This window comes from Romboutsia lituseburensis, from assembly GCF_024723825.1.
Lineage (GTDB): Bacteria > Bacillota > Clostridia > Peptostreptococcales > Peptostreptococcaceae > Romboutsia_F > Romboutsia_F lituseburensis_A.
Genome location: NZ_JANQBQ010000001.1, coordinates 212,432 through 233,662, shown reverse-complemented (window position 1 = coordinate 233,662; position 21,231 = coordinate 212,432). Strand labels below are relative to the sequence as shown.

Sequence of the window (21,231 nt, the reverse complement as noted above, 5' to 3'; positions counted from 1 at the left end):
AATTTATACCATTAAAAATCACTTAAATCTATAAAATAAGAATGAAATCCCTAAACTAATTAAACCAAATATAAGCCCTAATGCTAAAAAACAAGTTAAATACAAGTTGTATTTTAAAAATACTGACTGTAGTACTGATAAATCAATTTTTAACACTGTACATATGACAGAAACAAACATAGTAGTTACAAATATACATATTAGCCCAGAACCAGAGTTTTTTAAGTCTGCTTTACTTAAGGACATATGTGTACTTATTGAATACATTATAAATAAAAAAATCCAAAATCTAAAATTTATTAAATTAGATATACTAAATACCATCTCAAACAATAGCTTAAAGTTATTTGCTAAAAGTAGATATACATCTTGAAGATTATTTGTATTAATTAAATCTATATACTCTGAAATATTTAACTTTAAAAACATCTCTGGAAGTAATAGTCTAAAGCTAATACTTATAGCTATCGTTCCAAATATCATAGGCGCTATTCCAATAAAAAAGTTACCTATTCTTTGATATAAGCTTCTCTTGTTATATCTATGCTCTACAAAGCCTAGCACACCGTCAATTTTAGCTGCCCTTGGTCTAAACAATTCAATTTCCACTATTTTGTGACCAAATATTAAGGCCATTAAATAATGACTTAATTCATGTATAGTAGTTCCTATAACACCTGTTATCAAAATACCGTTAAACCCAAATGTTAGTTGAATGTAAGCTGAGTTTTTTTTCTCTATAAAATTATAAATCATACCAAATAGTACAAATACTCCTATCATAGATATGGTTAATATAAAAGTTATTTTTATAGTTTCTAATATCATCTTTTTATCCTTTCTCTATCTATTTGCTATATTTATTATACACTATTAATGCAAAGGCTTAACTTATATAGGCATCATCAAATTGTAAAAACACCAAAAATCCTCTCATCTTTTGACAAAATTTTATATTAGCTTTATAATTTCTATATAAATGATTTTAAAAGGTATCTCTCGTCTGAGATAAGGTAGGTGTTTGGTTTGAGTTTTGGGGAACGATTTAAAGCATTAAGAAAAGAAAAAGGGCTGAAACAGCAAGAGTTGTGTGATGATTTTTATAGAGTATCTGGACGCAAGTTATCAAAATCATCAATATCTCAATATGAAAAAAACAAAAGAAAACCTGAAATTAATACACTAATTGATTTAGCTGACTATTTTGATGTAACAGTAGATTTTTTGCTATTAGGTACCTATAAAGATAGATTTTTTGCTCACAATAATTCAACTCGTGATTATATATTATATTTATCTAATCTATTTTTTAAGAATCCTGATATTCCACAAAGAGAAAAAGATATAGTTTTTAAAGAAATCTGTATGCTTTATTTTGACTTTTTAGGTATATAGAGTAACTTTTAAAAGGCTTTGTTAATTAACAAAGCCTTTTTTAGTATCTAATTTAAATGAGTCTATTTATTCAGATATCTCATGTTCTAAAACTTCTTTACTAAATAATGTTTTGAACTTTTCTATATTTAGTATGGAAAAAACAACAGAAACTACCATTAATAATATACCTATCAGCTTAATAAACAAGAACTCTTCTTTTAATACTATCCATCCTAAAATAACAGATCCTATAAGTTCTCCAGATGCTAGTATACCAGCTATGGATAAATCGATATCCTTGCATATACCTTCTATATAGCAAATATAAGCCCCTGCTGCTGATATAGTGCCTAGTCCTATCATATATGGTAGTATGGTCATATCATTCATATGTGTAATTATTTCTAATGGCTTAGAAATTGGTACCATAAATAATACTCCCATGAAAAAACTATACAATAATATTGTTATACTATTAGCTTCCTCTAGTACTTTCTTACTTATTATAGACATACAAGCATAGGATATAGCTGCTAAAATTCCTAGAATTATTCCTACTCCACTTATATTTAAACTCTTAAATCCTCCACCTGTAACTGCTAATACTGATCCTACAAAACAAATTACAACAGTTATTACCTTTTGAACATTAATAATCTCTTTATATACTAATTTAGATAATATTGTTAAAAATATAGGTGAAGTGTATAAAAGTATTGCTCCAGTAGATACTCCAACTTTGTCTACTGCCGTAAAATAAAAGGTATTAAATCCAGCTTGACATATAAGTCCCATAACTAAGCAGTATATAAATGTATTTTTATTAATTTTTAATAAACTTTTATCTTTTATAATACAATAAAAAAATAATAATACCGCCCCTAGAAACAATCTAATAAAAGCAACTTGTAAAGTACTTATTCCTCTTGACATTAAATTTTTAGCAAATAACCCAGTTGTCGACCAAAGTATACCTGCAATAATTACTAATATATATCCTTGATGCTTTGTACTAATTTTATTATCCACAGTATTCCTCAAAGTTAATATTTGTATTTAATTTTAAAATACATTTATAAGTATTAATTCTATTTATATACATTATCATCCCCCCTTTAACTTAACATTTTTATTATTGCAAGTATGGTTATATATCTATAATTAGTACTACTTATAGTATAGCTCATTATGTTCTTAATTGTTGCGATAGTCGGTTTTTGTAATAATAAAACTCCAACAAATACAATTATCATAAATTTATATTTATTGGAGTTTATTTCAATATATGTAAGCTTTTTAATATTTAGTTTTATATTAACCTTCAGTACTTGATTTCTCATCTACTACTTTGTCATTTTCCAATTTATCATTTCCTACATTTTCATTTTCATTTGATTCAGATTGTTGTACATATTCTTTTATTTTTTGTTTCATACTATCATCTAGTTCAAACCATATTTTCGCACTTTTTTCTTTTTGTCTTAATTGAGATATTTCATCATTTAGATTATCTATATCTCTATTTAAGTCAATTATTTTACTTTTAGAGTAATCCAACTCTTGGCTTACTTTAAAAAAGTCTTTTTTGCTTACGCCTTTTGGAGATATAACTATCCCTAAGACTAATCCTACTATTAATCCAAATATGTAGATTACTTCTCTTTTATATCTTTTCTTCGTTTTACTTTTTCTTCTCTTCATTAAGTCAGTTTCCTCCTAGATGATTATTTCTATGTTTTATTTCTATAATTTACATAAAATAGTATTTAAATTTATTTATATAATAATATAAAACACTTGTCGAAATTTATCATTATTTGTTTTTTACATAATTTTCATAATTTTTATAGAAATATTATATATTAATATATCGGCAAGTTTTTTTATATCCTAAACATTTATTTATTGATTATATAAAAAATTTATTCATCTATGTGAGAATACACATATATATCATATCTATAGTTATAATATAATCATAATTTCCTTATACGTAAAAATACCCCTACGTCGAATTTATCGACATAGAGGTATCTTATTAATTATACATTTTTTATATTATTATTTTTAATATGTTTTCTTTCATAATTAGAGTATAATAAAAGTGCTATTATACCAAATAACGCTGGTCCAAATACCATCATTATTGAATCAAATATTTGACCATCTATTGCTGGCTGAACTATAGCAAATATATTAGCAAACCCAACTAATAATCCTACTACTAATGCTGATATTAAAGCAATTGAATGAGTTTTATAAACTACATATGCTTTTTCAACTTCACCATCTAATTGCTTTTTCTTAAATTTAGGGAATGCTGCTAATAAGAATAAATATGGTATTGTCATTGCAACATTAGTCATTAATGTTAATATTCTAAAGAACTGAGAAGCTCCTTTTCCACCAAATGAAACTACTAATATTAATATTACAACTATTACAGCTTGTGCCTTCATAGCATTTATTGGCATACCATTTTTTATTTCTCCAAGTTTTCCTGGCCATACTTCTTTTGGTGCACCAGAAATTAAAGTTTTTAATGGAGAATAAGTTAATGTAAAGAATGCTCCTGTTAATGCTAAGAACATAGAGAATCCAACAAATCTAGCTGTCCAATTACCCATTTGTATAGCTACTGTTTCAGTTACTCCCATAGCACTTCCTAATTGATATCCTAAGTTGTTCATTAAAACATAAGCAACGTTACCTAAATGAACATTCTCACCAGATAAAACTTCTGACCAATTAGTAAACATACCGCATGCAAATATACCTACTGCATATCCTATTGATATAACTATTGCAGAAATAACAAGACCTTTAGGGAAGTTTTTCTCTGCATTTTCAGTTTGGTCAACCAATCCACCTAAAACTTCAAGTCCTCCAAATGCAAATATTGCAAATGTAACAAATGATAATACCATTAGCGGTGTTTGATATTGAGGATTAGGAGATACTACGAAAGCTTGAGAAAAACTTTCAATTGGTTGAGATAATTCCCCACCATTTAATGTTACTACTGCTATAGCTCCTACTAATAAAACTATATTTAATAAAGCAACAAATGTTCCACCTATAGAAGTTATCTTTGTGATTTTTTCAATACCTTTACTACCTACAAATGTAACAAATATTATCCACATACATCCTAATAAACCTAAGATCTTAGTTGAGTCTAATCCAAATATTGCCCATGTAGATGTAACATCTGATCCACATATAGCATTTGAAAGCGGTACCCATATACTTGAAGATACACTAACCATCCATACTATGTAAGATGCATACCACATAAACGTACCCATAAAAGCAAACTTTGGACCTACTGATTTTTCCATCCAAGAATACATACCACCACTTTCATTTTTGAATGATGAACCATATTCAGCCATCATAAATGCGTATGGTATAAAGAATAATAATGCACTTAATACATACCATGGAATAGCCCCATATCCCATTAAGTAATATGATCTTGGCATATTAGTAAAACCAAATACTGATGTGAATATCATTAATATTAATGATATTAGTGTAAGTTTCTTCGTGTTATTCCCCATATTTATACACCCCTATATTAATTTTTTACCAAATATTATATGTATTCTAACTTTATATCTACATTACGATAACTAAATATATAAGTTCTCAGTATTTCAATGCTTAAACAGCGTAGATTGTTCATTAGAATATATATATATTCTAGCTTAAAAGAATTATACATGCTTCGATGATTTTTAACAACATACTTAGTTTTAGTTGTAATTTTTCCAATTTTTTCTTTTTTTAAAATTTTGAAATTTTAAAATTGTAATTATTCTAATTAAATAACTTAGTGTAAAATCGATATTATATTTATATTGCTTATACACACTAAAGAAGAGTAATCTTTTTCTAGTTTTCTTTAGTGTGTATCATACATTATTTATTCTATAACTCTTTATTAATAAATGAACCTTTTTTTATATTTTTAATTTTTAATTCTTTATTTATCAAGTCTTTATTACCTTCATCTTCCTCTACTGCTTTTTCTATTGCAGATAACTTTATTTTTGCTTGAACTGGGGATATTGAATTTTTACTAAGTAAAGTTCCAACATTGCCAACAGCCATTGATATAATTTGTTGTTTTTCTTTTTTTGTTTTAGCATGTTTAAGGTTTTTCTTTAACTCATCAGATTCCTTTTTAGTTTGTTCAGCATCTCTTTTTAAATCAGGATATTTTTCACTTATAAAACGTATTTCTTCTTCTGTAAGTTTTTCTCCTTTTGCGATCTTCATAGCTAGTTTTTCTGCTTTAGACATTTCCCTATTCACTTGTGAATAAAATTCTGCTGTTTCAGCCTTCTCAAAGGCATTTAGTTTTTGATATTCTTCTTTTGATAAATCATCTACAGACATACCACCTGATAACTTTTTTTCTATTTCTTTTATTTCTTCATTTGGTTTTAAATATCTCTTTGATTCATCCATTTTAAATCCAAGATTATTGTTATTACTATAAATATTTTTAAACATTGATCCTACGTTCATATATCATTTCTCCTATATCAATATTGTATTTACTTTATATTATCGGTTAATATACACAGTATTTAACAATATTTTCTATTTTTATCCAAACATACAATTCTATATCAAGCAAATCCTTTATCTAGTTTTAAATGTTTTACTCATCTAAAATAGAAAAAGTCCTTTCTACATTCTTTTATTTAATGTTAGAAAATATCTATAAAATAATATTTCTTTATAAAATTATGCTTAAATATATACTTTTCAAGTTTAAGTCATAATATAAAAATTAATGTGATATATATGTAATATAGAGATATAAATATATCACATTGATTAAGGAGGATTTAATTATGAGAGGGGTAAATAAATATACAATTTTCTTTGCACTATTTGGTTTTTTAGGATTTAAGGAATTAAATGGTGATCCACTAGGACTTTTATATTTTGGATTCTTTGGCAATTTATCTGTCTATTGGTGGTGTAAGCTAGGCAGTTGTGAAGATGAGAGATTAATTTCTAATAAACATAGAGCGGGTTCTATAGCATTTTACATAGGATTTTTATTAGCAGTTGTGGCAAGTGTATTAATTAGACTATATACAGTAGATTTATTAATGCTTTATAGACTACAAGTATTAATAGTCGCACTTACTTTTGCAATATCAATTAATTTATGGGCATTTTTAACTTATAAATTTGATACAGGAAACTAAAAATTATGGCAAAGTTTATTAGCAATCTAAAAAAGTATCGTCTATTTAATGAATTGACTCAAGAAGAATTAGCTAATAAGGTTAATGTTCGGAGAGAAACTATAGCTCGCTTAGAAAATGCTAAATATAATCCTTCTCTTGAATTAGCTGTTAGAATTTCAAAGGAGTTAAATACACCTCTTGAAAAATTATTTATATTTGAATTTTGATTTGTTAATAGAGTTAAATTTAATAAAAAGTTGTATACATTAATAGTTATCTATAATAACTCCTTCTCCACCAACTAAGCACTCAACAATTCCATCAAGTTCTACATTTAATTTACATACGATCTCACAAGCCTTGTTCATAGCTTCACCTTGAACAAATACAAGTTTGTTTAAATCTCTGCCTTCTAATTTTTTCATCTTATACAAATAGCTTTATATTCTATATACATAGACAATCTGTAGAATGACCAATTATATAAATTTTTTTTATTTTTACGACTTGTTCTTGTCGTGTTTATGATTCCTTCTAAACATTCTAATCTTATTACAGAAACATTATTATTCTTAGCAAAATTTACTATCTCTCTGCTTATTTTGTGGTCTTTATCTTTCATATATCTTTACTCTTTATTATCCATTTTTCTAATAGCATTTAGTTTTTTAGCATTACCTAATTTAACTCTTTTAGTTTTATGATCCCTATCTTTTTAAACTTACCACCTATTATAAAAGGCATAGATATACTATCGGCATTAATTGAATAGTTTTGATTATTCTATAATATAACAGTTTTTTTAAGTATAGGTATTATCTTATACTTAGTCTTTTTTACTTTTTTAAATACACTCTTAGCCTCTTTTATAGCTTGATTTTTAACAGCACTATTCAAGGCTACTATCACATTAGCAGAAGTTTTCTTAGTTGCTTTTTTATCTGTCACCATTTCTGATACTAAGTCATTAATAGTATTTATATAGTCTAAACTTCCATTATCTATTAGTTTAATTTGTTCTTTAGTTGGATTAAGTTTTGCTTGTAGAGTTATTACTTGTTCCATATTTTTCACCTCACTTTCATTATACAATCTTATTATGCAACATTTGAGGTTTAATATAACTCATAATATGTTGTATACAATATTAAGGCCTTGCCTTTCATCCCCACATCTTTAGAAGAGTGCTTTTTGGCAATTTTAGTGTAAAATATTTTTTATATCATATTATCTAATCTATCTAATATTTCAATGTACCTTTTATCTTCTTTTACAAAGTCATAAGTATCTTCAGTTATTATTTTTTTAATATTAGATAACATATATTCTTTTGAGTGAATGCCTTTAAACAACTCTAATTCATCAAATAATAAGTGATTTTTTAAGTCATACTCCTTATTAAAACTCTCAACTATTTTTGCTACGTATTCTATAGTTTTTTCAACATCCTTTTCTTTTGTATATATTCCTAGCCTCATTATACAACTACTTGTCCCATATATATCTTCTAAATCAAATGTTTTTATTATGTTGTCTTTTATATCTAATACTTCTTTTGCTTTTATATTATTTTTTTCTTTATTAGATATAACTACATAATTATCTAAGCAGTTTATAATATTGCTTACTCTTTTATAAGTTAATGTTTTTAGAATTTCTTTAGCTTTTTCTAGCTTATCTTGATTAATATATAAGCCTATCAACATATCATCTCTATCAGTATTTACCTTTGGTAATGTTAATAAAATCTTTTCAGCTTTATCAAATTGATTATCCATTGTGTATAACGAGCTTAATATAAATTTTGATGTTTCGCTAATTTCTAGTTCTTCACTAGTTGCTGATATTTCTAAAAGATTTATTGCCTTTTTTAAAATTTGGTTAGCTTCATTCTCACTGTTAGCACTAGCCATGGACATCATATATAACGAACCCATTCTAAACTTCAAAAATAAATTATTTGAATATTCTCTTAAATGTTTTTCACATCTACTTATTGCATTTTCAATAGTATCCTTTTCAAATAAATTAGCACATTCTTTAATCAATTCCATCACTTTTTCATTTGAAATTTCTATTTCATAATTTAAAAGTTTATCTATAGTAGTATTGAAAAATCTAGCTATTAGGGGTAGCATCGTAATATCTGGATAAGTACTTTTATTTTCCCATTTAGAAACTGCCGCTACTGAAACTCCTAATGCATTCGCTAGTTTTTCTTGTGTAATACCTTTTTCTTTTCTTAACTTATTTATAACATCACCAATATATAATTCCATTAATATCTCCCTGAATTCTCTTAATTTATAAGATCTTATATTCTAATTATACATTTATGCTAATCAAGTAACAATGGAGATGTAGTTAAGTATTTTCTTAAATTTATCAACCACTAGTTAATAAATTTAATTCTTAGTTAATATTAATTGTATTATTCTAATTATCTATGTCTCTCCTGTATTTATAAAAGTAAAACACTCCCTATATAACAAATTGTTACTTAGAGAGTGTTTATATTTTTAATAAATTTAATTAGTTAACCATTTACAATCTCCCCACCATTTATATGTATAGTTTGCCCTGTAATATATGACGCTTCATTACTAGCTAAAAATACATATGCACCTGCGCATTCTACAGGCTGACCCGCTCTTTTCATAGGAGTATTATTTCCAAACTTAGAAACCTTTTGTTCATCAAAACTAGAAGGTATAAGTGGTGTCCATATAGGTCCAGGTGCTACAGCATTAACTCTTATACCCTTAGTTGCAAGTTGCATTGATAAAGATCTTGTAAATGCTGTCATCGCTCCTTTAGTCATAGAATAATCTATTAAAGTTTCATGTCCATGATAAGCAACAACAGATGTAGTGTTTATTATGCAGTCTCCACATTTTAAATGATCAATTGCTGCCTTTGTTAAATAAAATGCTCCATAAACATTAGTTTTAAAAGTTTTATCAAATTGTTCATCAGTTATGTCTATTAAATTTTGTTGTTCATATTGTACTGCTGAGTTATTAACTACTATGTTTATTTGTTTATATTCATCTAATGTATTTTGAACAGCTTTTTTACAAAATTCACTTTCTCTTATATCTCCTTTAATTAAAAGACATTTTCTGCCTTCATCTTCTACTTTATGCTTTGTAATCTTAGCATCTTCATCCTCATTGTAATAAATTATACTTACATCACAACCAGATTTAGCAAAAGCAAGAGCAACTGCTCTTCCAATTCCGCTATCTCCTCCAGATATTATAGCTACTTTATCTTTTAATTTATCATTTGGTTTATTATATAGAGGATTATCATATATTGGATTTGGAGTCATTTCATATTCAAATCCAGGCTGGTGATTTTGATGTTGTTTTGGAAATTCTGTTGGAAAAACCATAATTTAATTACTCCTTTTTCTAAGTTTTAGTTTCTTAATTATGATTTCCACCCTATGTTAAATTATCCACTCATGAATATATTTAAAGTTTAAAAATGCAAACTGCAAATAAAGCAATTGACGATAATGCCATAAAAATTAAAGATACCCCTGCTCTCTTTTTTCTTGATTCCATTACTAATTTATCTGCTTCACTCATAGAAGATGGATACTTTCTTCTTCCTATCAAGTATATCAATAGACCACCACTTCCATTTCCACTTAATGAAAAAACTCCCCAAAACTTTGGATGTTTAAATCCTCTACTAATAGCATCTAATTCTGTCATTTTATAAACCTGATACGCAAGAGTTGTCGCTCCTAATATCATAATAAAAGCTAATACAATTAAATACCAACTCATATAAATCCCCTCCCTTAAAATTTCTTTATTATTTGGTAAAATAATGCTGTTGTGCTCAACACACCAATAGATGCAGTTCCAATAATCAAATAATTATTTTTCGATATAACGCTATTGAATAATATAAATAAAATCATTAATAATACATTTGCTCCAATAGCCATTAATAATTTTTTATTGCTACTTACCACATTTGTACTTTCCTCCAAATGCTTTATCATATTGGAATCTCCTTTCAGTAATTCATCCAAACTAATATTATATAAGTCACTCAATTTTATTACGCTTATAATATCTGGATAAGATTTTTCATTTTCCCAATTTGATATAGTCTGTCTAGAAACTTGTATTTCCTCCGCTACTTTTTCTTGTGTTAACTTAGAATCTATCCTTGCTTTTTTTAATTTACTTCCAACCTCCATAACACTTCTCCTTTGTATATCATCTTGTCATATTTAACTTAGTTAGTCTATCAAACCTCTTTTACATGGCATTTTTTTCTATGTCAAAATAATTTGACATGGCTATTTTTCAACGTTTCATTTATCCTTTAATTATATCAGAATAAACTTTTCCTAAAATCTGTTTTTGTAAAATTAAATAACTATTTTTCCCTAATTTGTAAATTTATATTTTATATGTAATAATGTAAATAGCATTTAATGTAATATGATTCAAAAGGTGGGGGATTTATGAAAAAGAAAATAATGATAGGGATGATACTAGGGGCAAGCATATTCTCACTATCGGGATGTAGCTCAACTAAAAACACAGAGGTAAGCATATTAGCTACTACTGATTTGCATGGATATTTACCATATGAGTTAACTTCATATATAAAAAATGAAAAAGCTAAAGATAAAAATACTATTTTAGTAGATGCAGGAGATTTTTTTGATTATGGCAAAAGTGGTTCTCCTATTGAAAAATATTTTTATACAAAAGGGAGCGATGATGCGTACAATAAAAAATATTTAGAGGTTCCTATTTCCAAGGAAATGAAAGAAATAGGATATGATACTGTGGTTCTTGGAAATCATGAATTTATAAAAAATAACAAACTTGAGCTAGACAATATGGTAAAAGATTTTAAGAAACAAGATATTGATGTTCTATCAGCAAATACATATAAAAAAGACGGAAAAAACTACGTAGACCCTTATGTAATAAAAGATATTTCTACGCCAGATGGAAATGTTAAAGTGGGAATACTAGGTCTAACTATCCAAGAAGTTGGTCAAACTTATGATGAATCTTCAAGTGGACAAGCAAAAGCAACATCTGAAGGATTAAGAGACTTTCAAGGATACAATGGTGAGTTATATATGACAGACTTAATTAAAGAAGCTAATAAATGGGTCAATGTTATGCAAAAGGAAAATCCAGATATTATTTTAGCTGTTGTACATTCAGGTGAAGAAAGTGATATAAATAAATATCCTGGAAATAGAATAAAAGAACTGGCAAAAGAAATAAATGGAATAGATGCTATTGTAGCAGGACACACTCACAAAGAAATATCTCAGCATACTTACAAAAATAAATCAGGTGAAAAAGTTATAGTTACTCAACCAGGAAAATACGGAGAATGTATATCTAAAATTAATTTCGAGCTAGAAAAGAATAATAACAAATGGAATATTGTTGACAAATCTAGTGATTTAACTAAGTTTGAAAAAAGTAAAGAAGATAAAAATTTTGATGCATTTCATAAGAGTATTTGTGCTTTTGTAGAAAAAGAATTAAAATCAGATAAGATGAAAGAAACTATTCATTTAAGTGATATAACTCCTTTTGATTGGGACAAAGTTTATGTTTTTGAACCCAAAACTTCATCTAAAACGATATATAAAACTATTGGATATAAGTGGCAAGATATAAAGCCAGCTAATGATAAAGATATGGTTCAAATGGTATTTATGAAAAATGACAAAGTTGTATGCCATTTTTATGGATATAGCAAATATTTATATCTTTATTTAAATTTTGATAAATCAGAGTATAAAAATAGTGTAGTAACTATGTATCCAAAAGATAATGATAAATTTAAAATTAAAATTGATGGATTATGGCTCACTGCTAATTTAACTCATATATAAACGTATTTAATTAATAGATACCATTGATGTTAGAAATTTGACCATTCAATCCCAATCCATTGAAATCTTATTTGTAGCTAACTAACTTTTTTGATTTATTATAAAAAAACTAAAAATCAGAATTTATTATAAGTTAATAAAAAAAATCAGCTATCTATTTTGTAAGATAGCTGATTACTATATATTAATTAACAATTAGTCTGTTTTTTTGTTTAACATATATCCTAAAGCAAATATCTTCAATTAATGAATATATACTACTTGTTATAAAATATAACCCTATAGCTACAGGAGTTCTAAGTGTTAACATAAAACTCATTATAACTGTAGATACAACCATTTGTTTACTAAAAGCTACTTGAGTACTTGCCTTAAAGTATGGTATAAAACTTATTAAACTTGGAGCTAACATAGTTAATGTATATATACAAGGTATTATAAATAAATTATCAGATACATTTAAGCTACTTATCCATGGAATTAATACACTTGTTGAGCCTTGTGGCATATTTAAAAATGTATGATACAAAGCATAAACTACAGGCATTTGTAGTAAAAGCGTTGAACATCCTAACATACTCTTCATGCTTTCTACGGAATGTTTTTGTAGTTGCTTTTCCATCTCTTTGGCATTATTTTTATATTTTTCTTTTATATGGTTCATCTTTTCTGCCAAATCTTGTTGTTTTCTCATAGCAAATTTTTGTCTTAAAGATAACGGCATTAATAGCAACTTTACTATTAAAGTTATAATCACTATAGCAACACCTAAATCTCCTGTAAAACTGAATAATGTATTTAATAAATCTTGTAATATATTTGAAATGAAATTCATTTTATTTTCTCCTTTAATTTTTAAATTTTAGTTATAAAATGTTCATTTCAATTAAAATAAGCTACAGTATCTCCAAACATCATATTTCTGAAAACTAAAGTACTGTCGTGGCTCTAATATTTCAGAATACTTAAATCTATTTAGAAATATATTTTTTATTAAAATATATTCAATTTGACGAGATATATTTTTTCTACAAAAATAAGCTAGACATCCAATTATGGATATTAAAAACGTCATATAGATTAATATGTACCATATACTATCTACGTCTAACTTCATTCGTTCACCTCATTAGAATTTTTATAAGTATTAATATAAGTATAGTATATCGAGCTTGTACTGTAAATATTTATAAACCTTATTTTTGTCTATTATTGCACTCTTTCCTTATCTATAATTATATTAATCATCTCTCCAGTACTTAAGTCAAATTCAACTTCATATCCACCTCTAACATCTGCACCATATTGATTTTTACCAGTATAAAATCCTCTTACTATAAACTTAGTCTTATCCTCACTATATCCAGAGTTTATAGTTCTGATCTTTTTTACTGTATAACTAATACTTTCTCTAGCATATGTTTTTGCTAAACTTTCATATTTCTTTCCTAGTTCTTTTTCCTCATACCTTTTAATAGCTTCCTCTTAAGATAATTAATTGTAAGTACTATATTAAAATAACTAAAAATAACTCTATCTTATATAATGCATCACACTATATAAAATAGAGTTATCTTTGTTTTATCGCTAGTACTTTTAACTATTATATGAATAATAATCTGTATGTTCTTCTCCATATCTTTTGTTATACAATTCTTCAATAAATTTTAATTCATCGTCTGTTATTGAGCTCTTTAAATATCTATGTTCTTTTCCTTTTGATGTAAATAAATATAAAGTTTTATTCTTCCAGATTATTACTTCAAATGGATAATAATTTTTCAATACATCATTTGTGTCCGCACTTGATGCGAGCCAAAAATGAACGTCTTTATTTGGATTAGCATCCCTTCTTTCATATTCGTTATGTGTAATTGACTTAAAATCTTTGTTATTTAGTATATCGGTTATCTGTTTAACTAATTTAGAATCTCTTTCTATTATAGTAATTTCCTCACAAAGTGTGAAAATTGGAGATTTTATAGTTTCTTCTCTTTTCCACTTTGTGGCATCTAAAACATAAAAAGAATCTGGTGCTTTAAATACACTATCAAATGGTTCTAATGATGTTTCAATAAGTTTTCCATTATGTAAGATCATACCATAATATATGATAAATATAATTACTAATAATGCTATCGGTATTGCTAATAGTACCAATATTGATTTTAATGTGAACTTTCCAATTTTTTTATTCATGTCTTATAACCTTTCTAAAACAGTCTATATTAATATATTGTCAAACTTATATATAAAATATTAGGATAATTTTCAAATTTAAATAAGAGTGTACTTAGATTTGTTCAAAACAAATCTATATACACTCCTATTTCACATTACACTTTACAACACCAATTGCACGCCCTATAATCCTAGCTTCATCAACACTTACTACTATTGGTTCATAATTTATATTTTCAGGCAATAATATTAATTTATTCCCCTGTACTTCAAATTTTTTAAGGGTAGCATGTCCATCTACTTCTACAGCTACGATGCTTCTTTTATTAAGATTGTTATCCTTTTTTATAACAACATAATCTCCATCATCAATATCTGCATTAATCATACTGTCTCCCTTAACTTTAAGCATAAATAAATCTTTATTTGACCTTATAACCTCATTAGGAATATAAAAATATTCTTCATATTCTTCATTCATATATATTGGCGCTCCTGCTGATATCTCACTCAATAATGGTAACTTTAAAGAATCTACTTCCTCACCTGTAATAGATGATATAACACACTTATTTAGCGATGTATCTTTTTCAAATAAATACTCTTTATAATTCTCTATTCCTACATACTTATATTTTTCTATACAATCATATATATTATAACTTTGTATATTTTTTTTATTTTTTTGTTTTTTATTAATTACTTCAAATGTAAGTTGCTCTTGTGTAGTTTTTGACCCTTTTTTATTCATATTATATCCACCTTTTCCTTTTCAGTTGAAAGTTTAGATAAATTCTTTTTATTTTATATTATACAATATATTTTTACTCAAATCTATTAGTTATGTAAAGCTATTTTTTATATTTTAAATTTACCTTTTTTTATTATATTTTAAACACTTTTTTCTACTGATATCTTTATTTTATAAAATTTCTAACTTAATAAATAGCAAATTATAATTTAGAAACTGGGAAAGTAATGTTATTAGACAAATAAAAATAACTGTATCATTGTATTTTTAATATACTTTGATACAGTTATAAATTGATTTTTTTCTAGTATTTTAATAAAATATTTATTATACTTCTAATCTATTTTCATTAACAATTTTCCCTAATTTTAATTTTATACATATAGCTCCTATAATATCTGCTAAAGCCCAACCAATTGGAATAGACCACCATATACCGCTAGCTCCTAGCTTTGTTGCCGATAATACATATGCTAAAACAACTCTAGTTCCAAGTGATACGATAGTTAATACTATAGATATACTTAATAATCCTATCCCTCTAAATAACCCATAAAACATAAATAAAAATCCAATTAGTACATAAAAAATTGCTACCACTGAAATATACTCTACTCCTAAAGCTATTACTTCAGTTTCATTTTTATTTATAAATAAAAGCATTATATCTTTTGAAAATATAATTATTAAGGATGATGTAATTACGCAAAATATAATTATCACTTTAATGGAACTTCTTACTCCATCTTTTATTCTATCTATTTTTCCTGCGCCTTTGTTTTGAGCAACAAATGTAGAAAATGCATTGCCAAAATCCTGTACAGGCATATATGCAATAGAGTCAACTTTAACCCCTGCAGCAAATGCCGCCATAACAGTTGCTCCAAATGTATTTACTAATCCTTGCACTATGAGTATTCCAAAGTTCATAATCGACTGTTGTATTGATGTTAATACAGAGTATCTAATAACTTCTTTAAATATATTTTTGCTTATTTTTATATCACACTTGGATATTTTTATAAAATCAATTTTTCTATACACATATATACTACTCAATATAGCAGAAACTGATTGTGCTATTACTGTAGCTATAGCAACACCTTCTACCCCTAAATTAAGTTTCAAGACAAATACTAAATCTAATATTATATTTATTAGAGATGCTATTATTAAAAAGTATAATGGTCTTTTTGAATCTCCGATAGATCTTAATAATGCAGTTGATAAGTTATATATAAACGTAAATATTAATCCTAATATAATTATTATTAAGTACTTCTTTGAGTCACTAGCTAATTCAGCAGGCATATTAAATAACTCTAGTATTTTATTTATTCCAAAAAGGGAAATACTAATTATAAATATCGTAGCTCCACCTATAAATATTAGTGAGGTAATTATAGTTTCTTTAAACTTATCCATTTCCTTTGACCCATAATACTGAGCAAGCATAATCCCTACACCCATGGCTAATCCAATTATTATAGAATTTAAAAATACTACAATAGCAAATGATGACCCTACAGCTGCCAAGGCATTTGCTCCTATAAATTTCCCAACTATTATACTGTCTACTAAGTTATAAATTTGTTGAAATACATTACCTATAATCATAGGTAATGCAAACTTTAAAATAGACTTATTACAATCTCCATTAGTCATATCTATCATATATAAATCGCCCCTATACATATGTAGTTTCTTGAATCTATAATAAACTATATTCTTTATACTTTTTAACATTAAAGTATATTAATTTTTATAAAAAAAGCATCTCAATTAATCAAAATTTAATTTTGAGATACTCTTTTTTATTGTTTTACTGATTAAGTATGTAATTTTTTAATTAGATGTATTTTTTAATGTATCTGATTTTCCAAGAATTAGTGACATTGAGTCTTCATCATTTTTTATCTTCCATTCTTTATCAACCTTAGTTAAATTAATCTTACCTTTTCTAGTCTCTATCTTACCACTTTTAACTTTCTCTAAAATAGTATTACTCATATCATCTGACTTTACCTCAACTCCATTAAAAGCATTAGCTAAGCTTTCTTGTAAAAGCTCCATTGTTATATTTGCGAAATTAGGTCCAGTTAATTCTACATCTACTAAAGCCTTATCATCTTTTATTTCTTCTTTTAGTACTTTTATATCTATCTTAGACATATATTCATTTAATGCCTCTTCCATTTTAGGATTTTTATTTTCTTCACTTTTTTTATTTTTCCCCATATTTTCAAAGACATATTTTTCTAAATCAGAATTCTCCCCTTTTTTAACTTCCTTAAAGTATATATCTACAACCTCACTAGGACTTTTACTCCCACATCCTGTTAGTACAACCATAGATATTAATATCATTACCATTAATTTTAGTTTATTTTTCATATGATTTCCCCTCATTATAAGTTATTTTTATTGGCTTGTCGTACATATCTATTGTACTAGCTTAAATCTATGATTTATCATATTTTTACGCACATTAAAAATAATACAACATATTTCATGTCGAAGTTTATCAAAATCCCTGATTTTATATTTTTTATAATTTACAATTCACTTTAAAGTATGAGAAAAACAAAGGAATTAACAATAACTTTTTAAAATTATTTTTATTTATAAACATAAAAAAAGAAGTACAACCTTACTTCTAGTTAACTCCTTTTTATACTTATACAATTAATTTAATTCTATAAAGTCTATTTATTTTTAGAATTTATACAGCTTTTATTTATATTGTTATTCTTTTTACCTTCTTTTGAACCATGTGTATATCCAATAACATCAAAATACTTTGCAAATTCATTAACATATTCTTCATAGTGTTTACACCTTGATCTTAAACAACTTGATAAATGTATTGTATCTACATCTGCTTTTTGAAGCTTCTCTATTTTTACACTTAAAGTTTCTAATGGTTTTTCATCACATCCATTACAAGTATTTACTGCTACTAACTTACAACCTTCATCTTCATATATACTAAAAGAATCTTCTACTTCATTAAAAGCTCTTAAGCATCCATTTGCTGTACATCTTTTAGAAACTTCACCACATATATATATTGCAACTTTTTTCATAAAACCTACCTCCTATTTATATTGTCTAAATCTTAATATTGTCTTTTATATAATACACTATTTTTACTAATTTTAACCAGATTAAATAATGTTAGAAATCTAAAAGTTTTATTTTTTACTATTAATGTGTTCATTGATTTATCAGAATATGTTAATATATTATAGTTAGGAGGAGTTGGATTTTGAAAAAATTATATTTACTATTATCGATGCTTATTTTCACAACACTATTAATAGGATGTAGTAATGCAAATTTGAATACTAAAGTTACAATAAATAAAGAAAGTAAAAATGAAAGTGTACTTGATGTAGGAGTTGATTATCATATAGATTCTTTAGAAAAAGCAAAATATGATATTCAAATTTATGCCAAACAATATAATTATGGTAAACTTAAAGAAAGTCACGATTTACTACAGATACAAAGTATGATTAAAAATAAAACCAGAGATTTATCTATTGGTTTACATGAAAGTGATGGGAATTTGCAAGTTAATATAACACAAGTTGGAGTAGAGGATTCATCTTTAGGCTTTTTATTAGATTTCTTCAATAAATCTGAAAATGGACTTGCCCTTTCTATATTAGATAATAAAAAAGATCTAGAATTAAATAAAGAATTACCTATAGCCGTATATAGTATAAATAAAAAAGGGGCAACTACAGAGGGTGTAAATCTAGATAAAGATTTTAAAATAGGTAAAAATGAAAACGTTTTAGTTATATACTTAAAAATGAATAAATTAAAATAAATTAAAAATAATGATAGTTCGCAATAATTGTGTTCTATCATTATTTTTATAAATTAATAGCTTACTTCCCAAGTTACTATTCCTAATGTATTTTCACTTTCTTCTATAAATAAATCATTTCTCATATTCACTTTTACAAAGTTTTTTATTTTATTTTTAATATTATTATCTAAATATTTTTTGTATCTATTTTCAAGTTTTTTTACTGCTTCTTTTTCATACATTTTATATATCCAACTACTAGACGAATAAAAAATCTTCGGCTCATACCCACTAAAATATAATATATTAAAAGGATAAATTATATTGCTGATATCACTTCGTTTTATTTTATGTCCTATTATTTGTTCATCTGCTTTTTTTATTATTTCATTCTTATGCTTACCATTTGTTGATATGTAGCAACAATATGATTTTGATGCTTCATTCATCTTTAATAAACTTTTATAATTATAGCATCCAGGATTTAAGCTAGAAATTACAAAATCATATTTTTTATTCATCTTTTCATATACTAAATCTATATTATTCCAATCTTTATTTAATATATCTATATTTTTTATCTCTTGTTCATTTATTTTATTTTTCAATATATTAATCATTCCATCTGAGTAATCAAGGGCATCTACTTTTTTACAAATCCCACTTAAAGGTATAGTGTATGCCCCTGTTCCACATCCAATATCTAGAACTGTACTTTCTTCATTTATATATCCTAATCTTTCAAGGCTACTTATTACCTCTTCTATTCTTTCATACCCAACGGTTTCATCATAAGTCTTTGATGACTTATTCCATATTTCTATATTTTTATCTTTAGTATTTTTATTTAATACGTAGTCTTTACCTTCTTTATCCCATTTTTCTTTCCAATAAACTAAATTTTCCATGGTATTTTCCCCCTTATAAATACTTTATACAAAAACTATATATAAGTATTGAAATACAAAAAAGGTCAGAGACTTAAGTCTTCTGACCTGTTAAAATATTTTCAAATATCTTAATTTCAATAAAAGTGTATCATATTAAATTTCATCTTTCAACAATATTTTTTATTATTTTTATTAATCACCTAAAATTCAATAAAACTATATTCTTTGGTTAAATTTTATATACTTAGATATACAATTGTATATTTAATATTATTTCAAGTACTCTTCTATTTTATATGATTCAAAGGGTTTGCCTTTATATAAAATAGCATTTGTCGGACATCTATGTATACACTTTTCACAACCTATACATTTATTATAAAAAGTAATATATCTATCATTCATTGCTATATTTTTTGTTGGACATTCATTCTCACAGATTTTACAGTTTATACATTTATTTTTATCAACTGAAAATTTCTTTTTAGCATATTTTCTAGCATAAATTAAAAACATATCATATATTATTTTCATACTTTTACTTTGTTTGTTATAAGCTATCTCACTTCTGTTATCTTCTAAAAAATCTTTAACTATTTTATCAACTTTACTTGGAGCATCTTCTAAAGTTTCTTTTATAAACTCATCGCTATCTCTTTTAAAAATAACATGATAATAGTTATTAGGCATTTTTATAGACGTATTTATAATTACATCATATCCTTTGTCTTTCATAACCTTAGCTAAATCAACTCTATATTCCTTATGCCCGTCATCTGCTAGTGTATAGTATGTAATGCATCTTTTATTTGAAGGGGGCATATTTTTGCCAATCCAATCCATTAAAATCTTTGGAGATTTTTCAACATGTATAGGCGAACCTATTATATAAAAATCGTAATCTTTTTTTATACTATCCTCTTTTTGTATGTCAATTAACTCTATATTTACATTTTCTTCTTTAAATCTTTCTTTAAATAGTTTAGCTATGTACTGTGTGTTTCCTGTACCAGAAAAAAATACTACAGCCCCTGTATTTAACATATTATCTAACACATCCTTATGAAAATTTTATCTATAATTATTATATATTATATTTA

Annotated in this window: 25 protein-coding genes; 5 read left to right on the top strand and 20 right to left on the bottom strand. The window is 25.8% G+C overall.

All coding sequences use genetic code 11. The features are described from left to right. Nucleotides 1-18 precede the first annotated feature (18 nt). Nucleotides 19-828 (bottom strand): hypothetical protein, encoded by an 810-nt coding sequence (locus tag NWE74_RS01175; protein ID WP_258241416.1) that lies wholly within the window; start codon nucleotides 826-828, stop codon nucleotides 19-21. Between the two features lie 198 nt (nucleotides 829-1,026). Here NWE74_RS01175 and NWE74_RS01170 point away from each other — a divergent pair, with 198 nt between their 5' ends. Then, complete coding sequence (locus NWE74_RS01170) at nucleotides 1,027-1,395, top strand: helix-turn-helix domain-containing protein (protein WP_258241415.1); 369 nt, start codon at nucleotides 1,027-1,029, stop codon at nucleotides 1,393-1,395. Between the two features lie 66 nt (nucleotides 1,396-1,461). Here the strand turns inward: NWE74_RS01170 and NWE74_RS01165 are convergent, their stop codons facing one another. The 4 genes from NWE74_RS01165 to NWE74_RS01150 form a co-directional block, all read right to left on the bottom strand. Then, complete coding sequence (locus tag NWE74_RS01165; RefSeq protein WP_258241414.1) at nucleotides 1,462-2,406, bottom strand: DMT family transporter; 945 nt, start codon at nucleotides 2,404-2,406, stop codon at nucleotides 1,462-1,464. Between the two features lie 285 nt (nucleotides 2,407-2,691). Beyond that, the gene (locus NWE74_RS01160; RefSeq protein WP_258241413.1) at nucleotides 2,692-3,078 is read right to left on the bottom strand and encodes a hypothetical protein; all 387 of its coding nucleotides are present in this window, start codon (nucleotides 3,076-3,078) and stop codon (nucleotides 2,692-2,694) included. Between the two features lie 341 nt (nucleotides 3,079-3,419). Beyond that, entirely contained in the window at nucleotides 3,420-4,940 is a 1,521-nt protein-coding gene (yjeM, locus tag NWE74_RS01155) for a glutamate/gamma-aminobutyrate family transporter YjeM (protein ID WP_258241412.1), read from the bottom strand. A 370-nt stretch (nucleotides 4,941-5,310) separates the two neighbouring features. Continuing rightward, nucleotides 5,311-5,913: a hypothetical protein gene (locus NWE74_RS01150; RefSeq protein WP_258241411.1), complete on the bottom strand. Its 603-nt coding sequence runs from the start codon at nucleotides 5,911-5,913 to the stop codon at nucleotides 5,311-5,313. Between the two features lie 332 nt (nucleotides 5,914-6,245). On the opposite strand from NWE74_RS01150, the gene NWE74_RS01145 reads away from it, so the two are divergent. Next, a complete protein-coding gene (locus tag NWE74_RS01145; protein WP_258241410.1) occupies nucleotides 6,246-6,608 on the top strand; it encodes a DUF3796 domain-containing protein in 363 nt (120 codons plus the stop codon). A 5-nt stretch (nucleotides 6,609-6,613) separates the two neighbouring features. Continuing rightward, complete coding sequence (locus tag NWE74_RS01140; RefSeq protein ID WP_258241409.1) at nucleotides 6,614-6,817, top strand: helix-turn-helix transcriptional regulator; 204 nt, start codon at nucleotides 6,614-6,616, stop codon at nucleotides 6,815-6,817. Between the two features lie 39 nt (nucleotides 6,818-6,856). Here the strand turns inward: NWE74_RS01140 and NWE74_RS01135 are convergent, their stop codons facing one another. From NWE74_RS01135 to NWE74_RS01105, 7 genes are all read right to left on the bottom strand, one after another. Beyond that, nucleotides 6,857-7,024, bottom strand: coding sequence for a hypothetical protein (locus tag NWE74_RS01135; protein ID WP_258241408.1), 168 nt, complete (start codon nucleotides 7,022-7,024; stop codon nucleotides 6,857-6,859). Then, complete coding sequence (locus tag NWE74_RS01130) at nucleotides 7,012-7,212, bottom strand: IS200/IS605 family accessory protein TnpB-related protein (RefSeq protein ID WP_258241407.1); 201 nt, start codon at nucleotides 7,210-7,212, stop codon at nucleotides 7,012-7,014. The genes NWE74_RS01135 and NWE74_RS01130 overlap by 13 nt, the downstream gene beginning before the upstream one ends. Nucleotides 7,213-7,373: 161 nt before the next feature. Beyond that, on the bottom strand, nucleotides 7,374-7,655 hold the full coding sequence (locus NWE74_RS01125) for a hypothetical protein (RefSeq protein WP_258241406.1): 282 nt from the start codon (nucleotides 7,653-7,655) through the stop codon (nucleotides 7,374-7,376). 152 nt (nucleotides 7,656-7,807) lie between these two features. Then, the gene (locus NWE74_RS01120) at nucleotides 7,808-8,869 is read right to left on the bottom strand and encodes a helix-turn-helix domain-containing protein (protein ID WP_258241405.1); all 1,062 of its coding nucleotides are present in this window, start codon (nucleotides 8,867-8,869) and stop codon (nucleotides 7,808-7,810) included. Between the two features lie 257 nt (nucleotides 8,870-9,126). Further along, complete coding sequence (locus NWE74_RS01115; protein WP_258241404.1) at nucleotides 9,127-9,987, bottom strand: SDR family oxidoreductase; 861 nt, start codon at nucleotides 9,985-9,987, stop codon at nucleotides 9,127-9,129. Between the two features lie 82 nt (nucleotides 9,988-10,069). Further along, nucleotides 10,070-10,390 carry a hypothetical protein gene (locus tag NWE74_RS01110; protein WP_258241403.1) on the bottom strand — a complete coding sequence of 107 codons (321 nt, stop codon included), beginning with the start codon at nucleotides 10,388-10,390 and terminating at the stop codon, nucleotides 10,070-10,072. A 14-nt stretch (nucleotides 10,391-10,404) separates the two neighbouring features. Then, complete coding sequence (locus NWE74_RS01105; protein ID WP_258241402.1) at nucleotides 10,405-10,812, bottom strand: helix-turn-helix domain-containing protein; 408 nt, start codon at nucleotides 10,810-10,812, stop codon at nucleotides 10,405-10,407. A 270-nt stretch (nucleotides 10,813-11,082) separates the two neighbouring features. Here NWE74_RS01105 and NWE74_RS01100 point away from each other — a divergent pair, with 270 nt between their 5' ends. Beyond that, complete coding sequence (locus tag NWE74_RS01100) at nucleotides 11,083-12,489, top strand: metallophosphoesterase (protein WP_258241401.1); 1,407 nt, start codon at nucleotides 11,083-11,085, stop codon at nucleotides 12,487-12,489. Between the two features lie 184 nt (nucleotides 12,490-12,673). On the opposite strand, the gene NWE74_RS01095 is transcribed toward NWE74_RS01100, so the two are convergent. The 6 genes from NWE74_RS01095 to NWE74_RS01070 form a co-directional block, all read right to left on the bottom strand. Then, nucleotides 12,674-13,324: a YidC/Oxa1 family membrane protein insertase gene (locus NWE74_RS01095; protein WP_258241400.1), complete on the bottom strand. Its 651-nt coding sequence runs from the start codon at nucleotides 13,322-13,324 to the stop codon at nucleotides 12,674-12,676. A 761-nt stretch (nucleotides 13,325-14,085) separates the two neighbouring features. Continuing rightward, nucleotides 14,086-14,688 carry a hypothetical protein gene (locus NWE74_RS01090; protein WP_258241399.1) on the bottom strand — a complete coding sequence of 201 codons (603 nt, stop codon included), beginning with the start codon at nucleotides 14,686-14,688 and terminating at the stop codon, nucleotides 14,086-14,088. Nucleotides 14,689-14,815: 127 nt separating this feature from the next. Next, complete coding sequence (gene lexA / locus NWE74_RS01085; protein ID WP_258241398.1) at nucleotides 14,816-15,421, bottom strand: transcriptional repressor LexA; 606 nt, start codon at nucleotides 15,419-15,421, stop codon at nucleotides 14,816-14,818. A gap of 327 nt (nucleotides 15,422-15,748) precedes the next feature. Continuing rightward, entirely contained in the window at nucleotides 15,749-17,095 is a 1,347-nt protein-coding gene (locus NWE74_RS01080; RefSeq protein WP_258241397.1) for an MATE family efflux transporter, read from the bottom strand. Nucleotides 17,096-17,266: 171 nt separating this feature from the next. Then, the gene (locus NWE74_RS01075; protein ID WP_258241396.1) at nucleotides 17,267-17,815 is read right to left on the bottom strand and encodes a DUF4878 domain-containing protein; all 549 of its coding nucleotides are present in this window, start codon (nucleotides 17,813-17,815) and stop codon (nucleotides 17,267-17,269) included. A gap of 311 nt (nucleotides 17,816-18,126) precedes the next feature. Next, nucleotides 18,127-18,507: a CGGC domain-containing protein gene (locus NWE74_RS01070; RefSeq protein ID WP_258241395.1), complete on the bottom strand. Its 381-nt coding sequence runs from the start codon at nucleotides 18,505-18,507 to the stop codon at nucleotides 18,127-18,129. 182 nt (nucleotides 18,508-18,689) lie between these two features. Here NWE74_RS01070 and NWE74_RS01065 point away from each other — a divergent pair, with 182 nt between their 5' ends. Next, nucleotides 18,690-19,259 carry a hypothetical protein gene (locus tag NWE74_RS01065; protein WP_258241394.1) on the top strand — a complete coding sequence of 190 codons (570 nt, stop codon included), beginning with the start codon at nucleotides 18,690-18,692 and terminating at the stop codon, nucleotides 19,257-19,259. Nucleotides 19,260-19,312: 53 nt separating this feature from the next. Here the strand turns inward: NWE74_RS01065 and NWE74_RS01060 are convergent, their stop codons facing one another. Then, complete coding sequence (locus NWE74_RS01060; RefSeq protein WP_258241393.1) at nucleotides 19,313-20,149, bottom strand: class I SAM-dependent methyltransferase; 837 nt, start codon at nucleotides 20,147-20,149, stop codon at nucleotides 19,313-19,315. 252 nt (nucleotides 20,150-20,401) lie between these two features. Continuing rightward, nucleotides 20,402-21,175 (bottom strand): EFR1 family ferrodoxin, encoded by a 774-nt coding sequence (locus NWE74_RS01055; protein ID WP_258241392.1) that lies wholly within the window; start codon nucleotides 21,173-21,175, stop codon nucleotides 20,402-20,404. Nucleotides 21,176-21,231 lie beyond the last annotated feature (56 nt).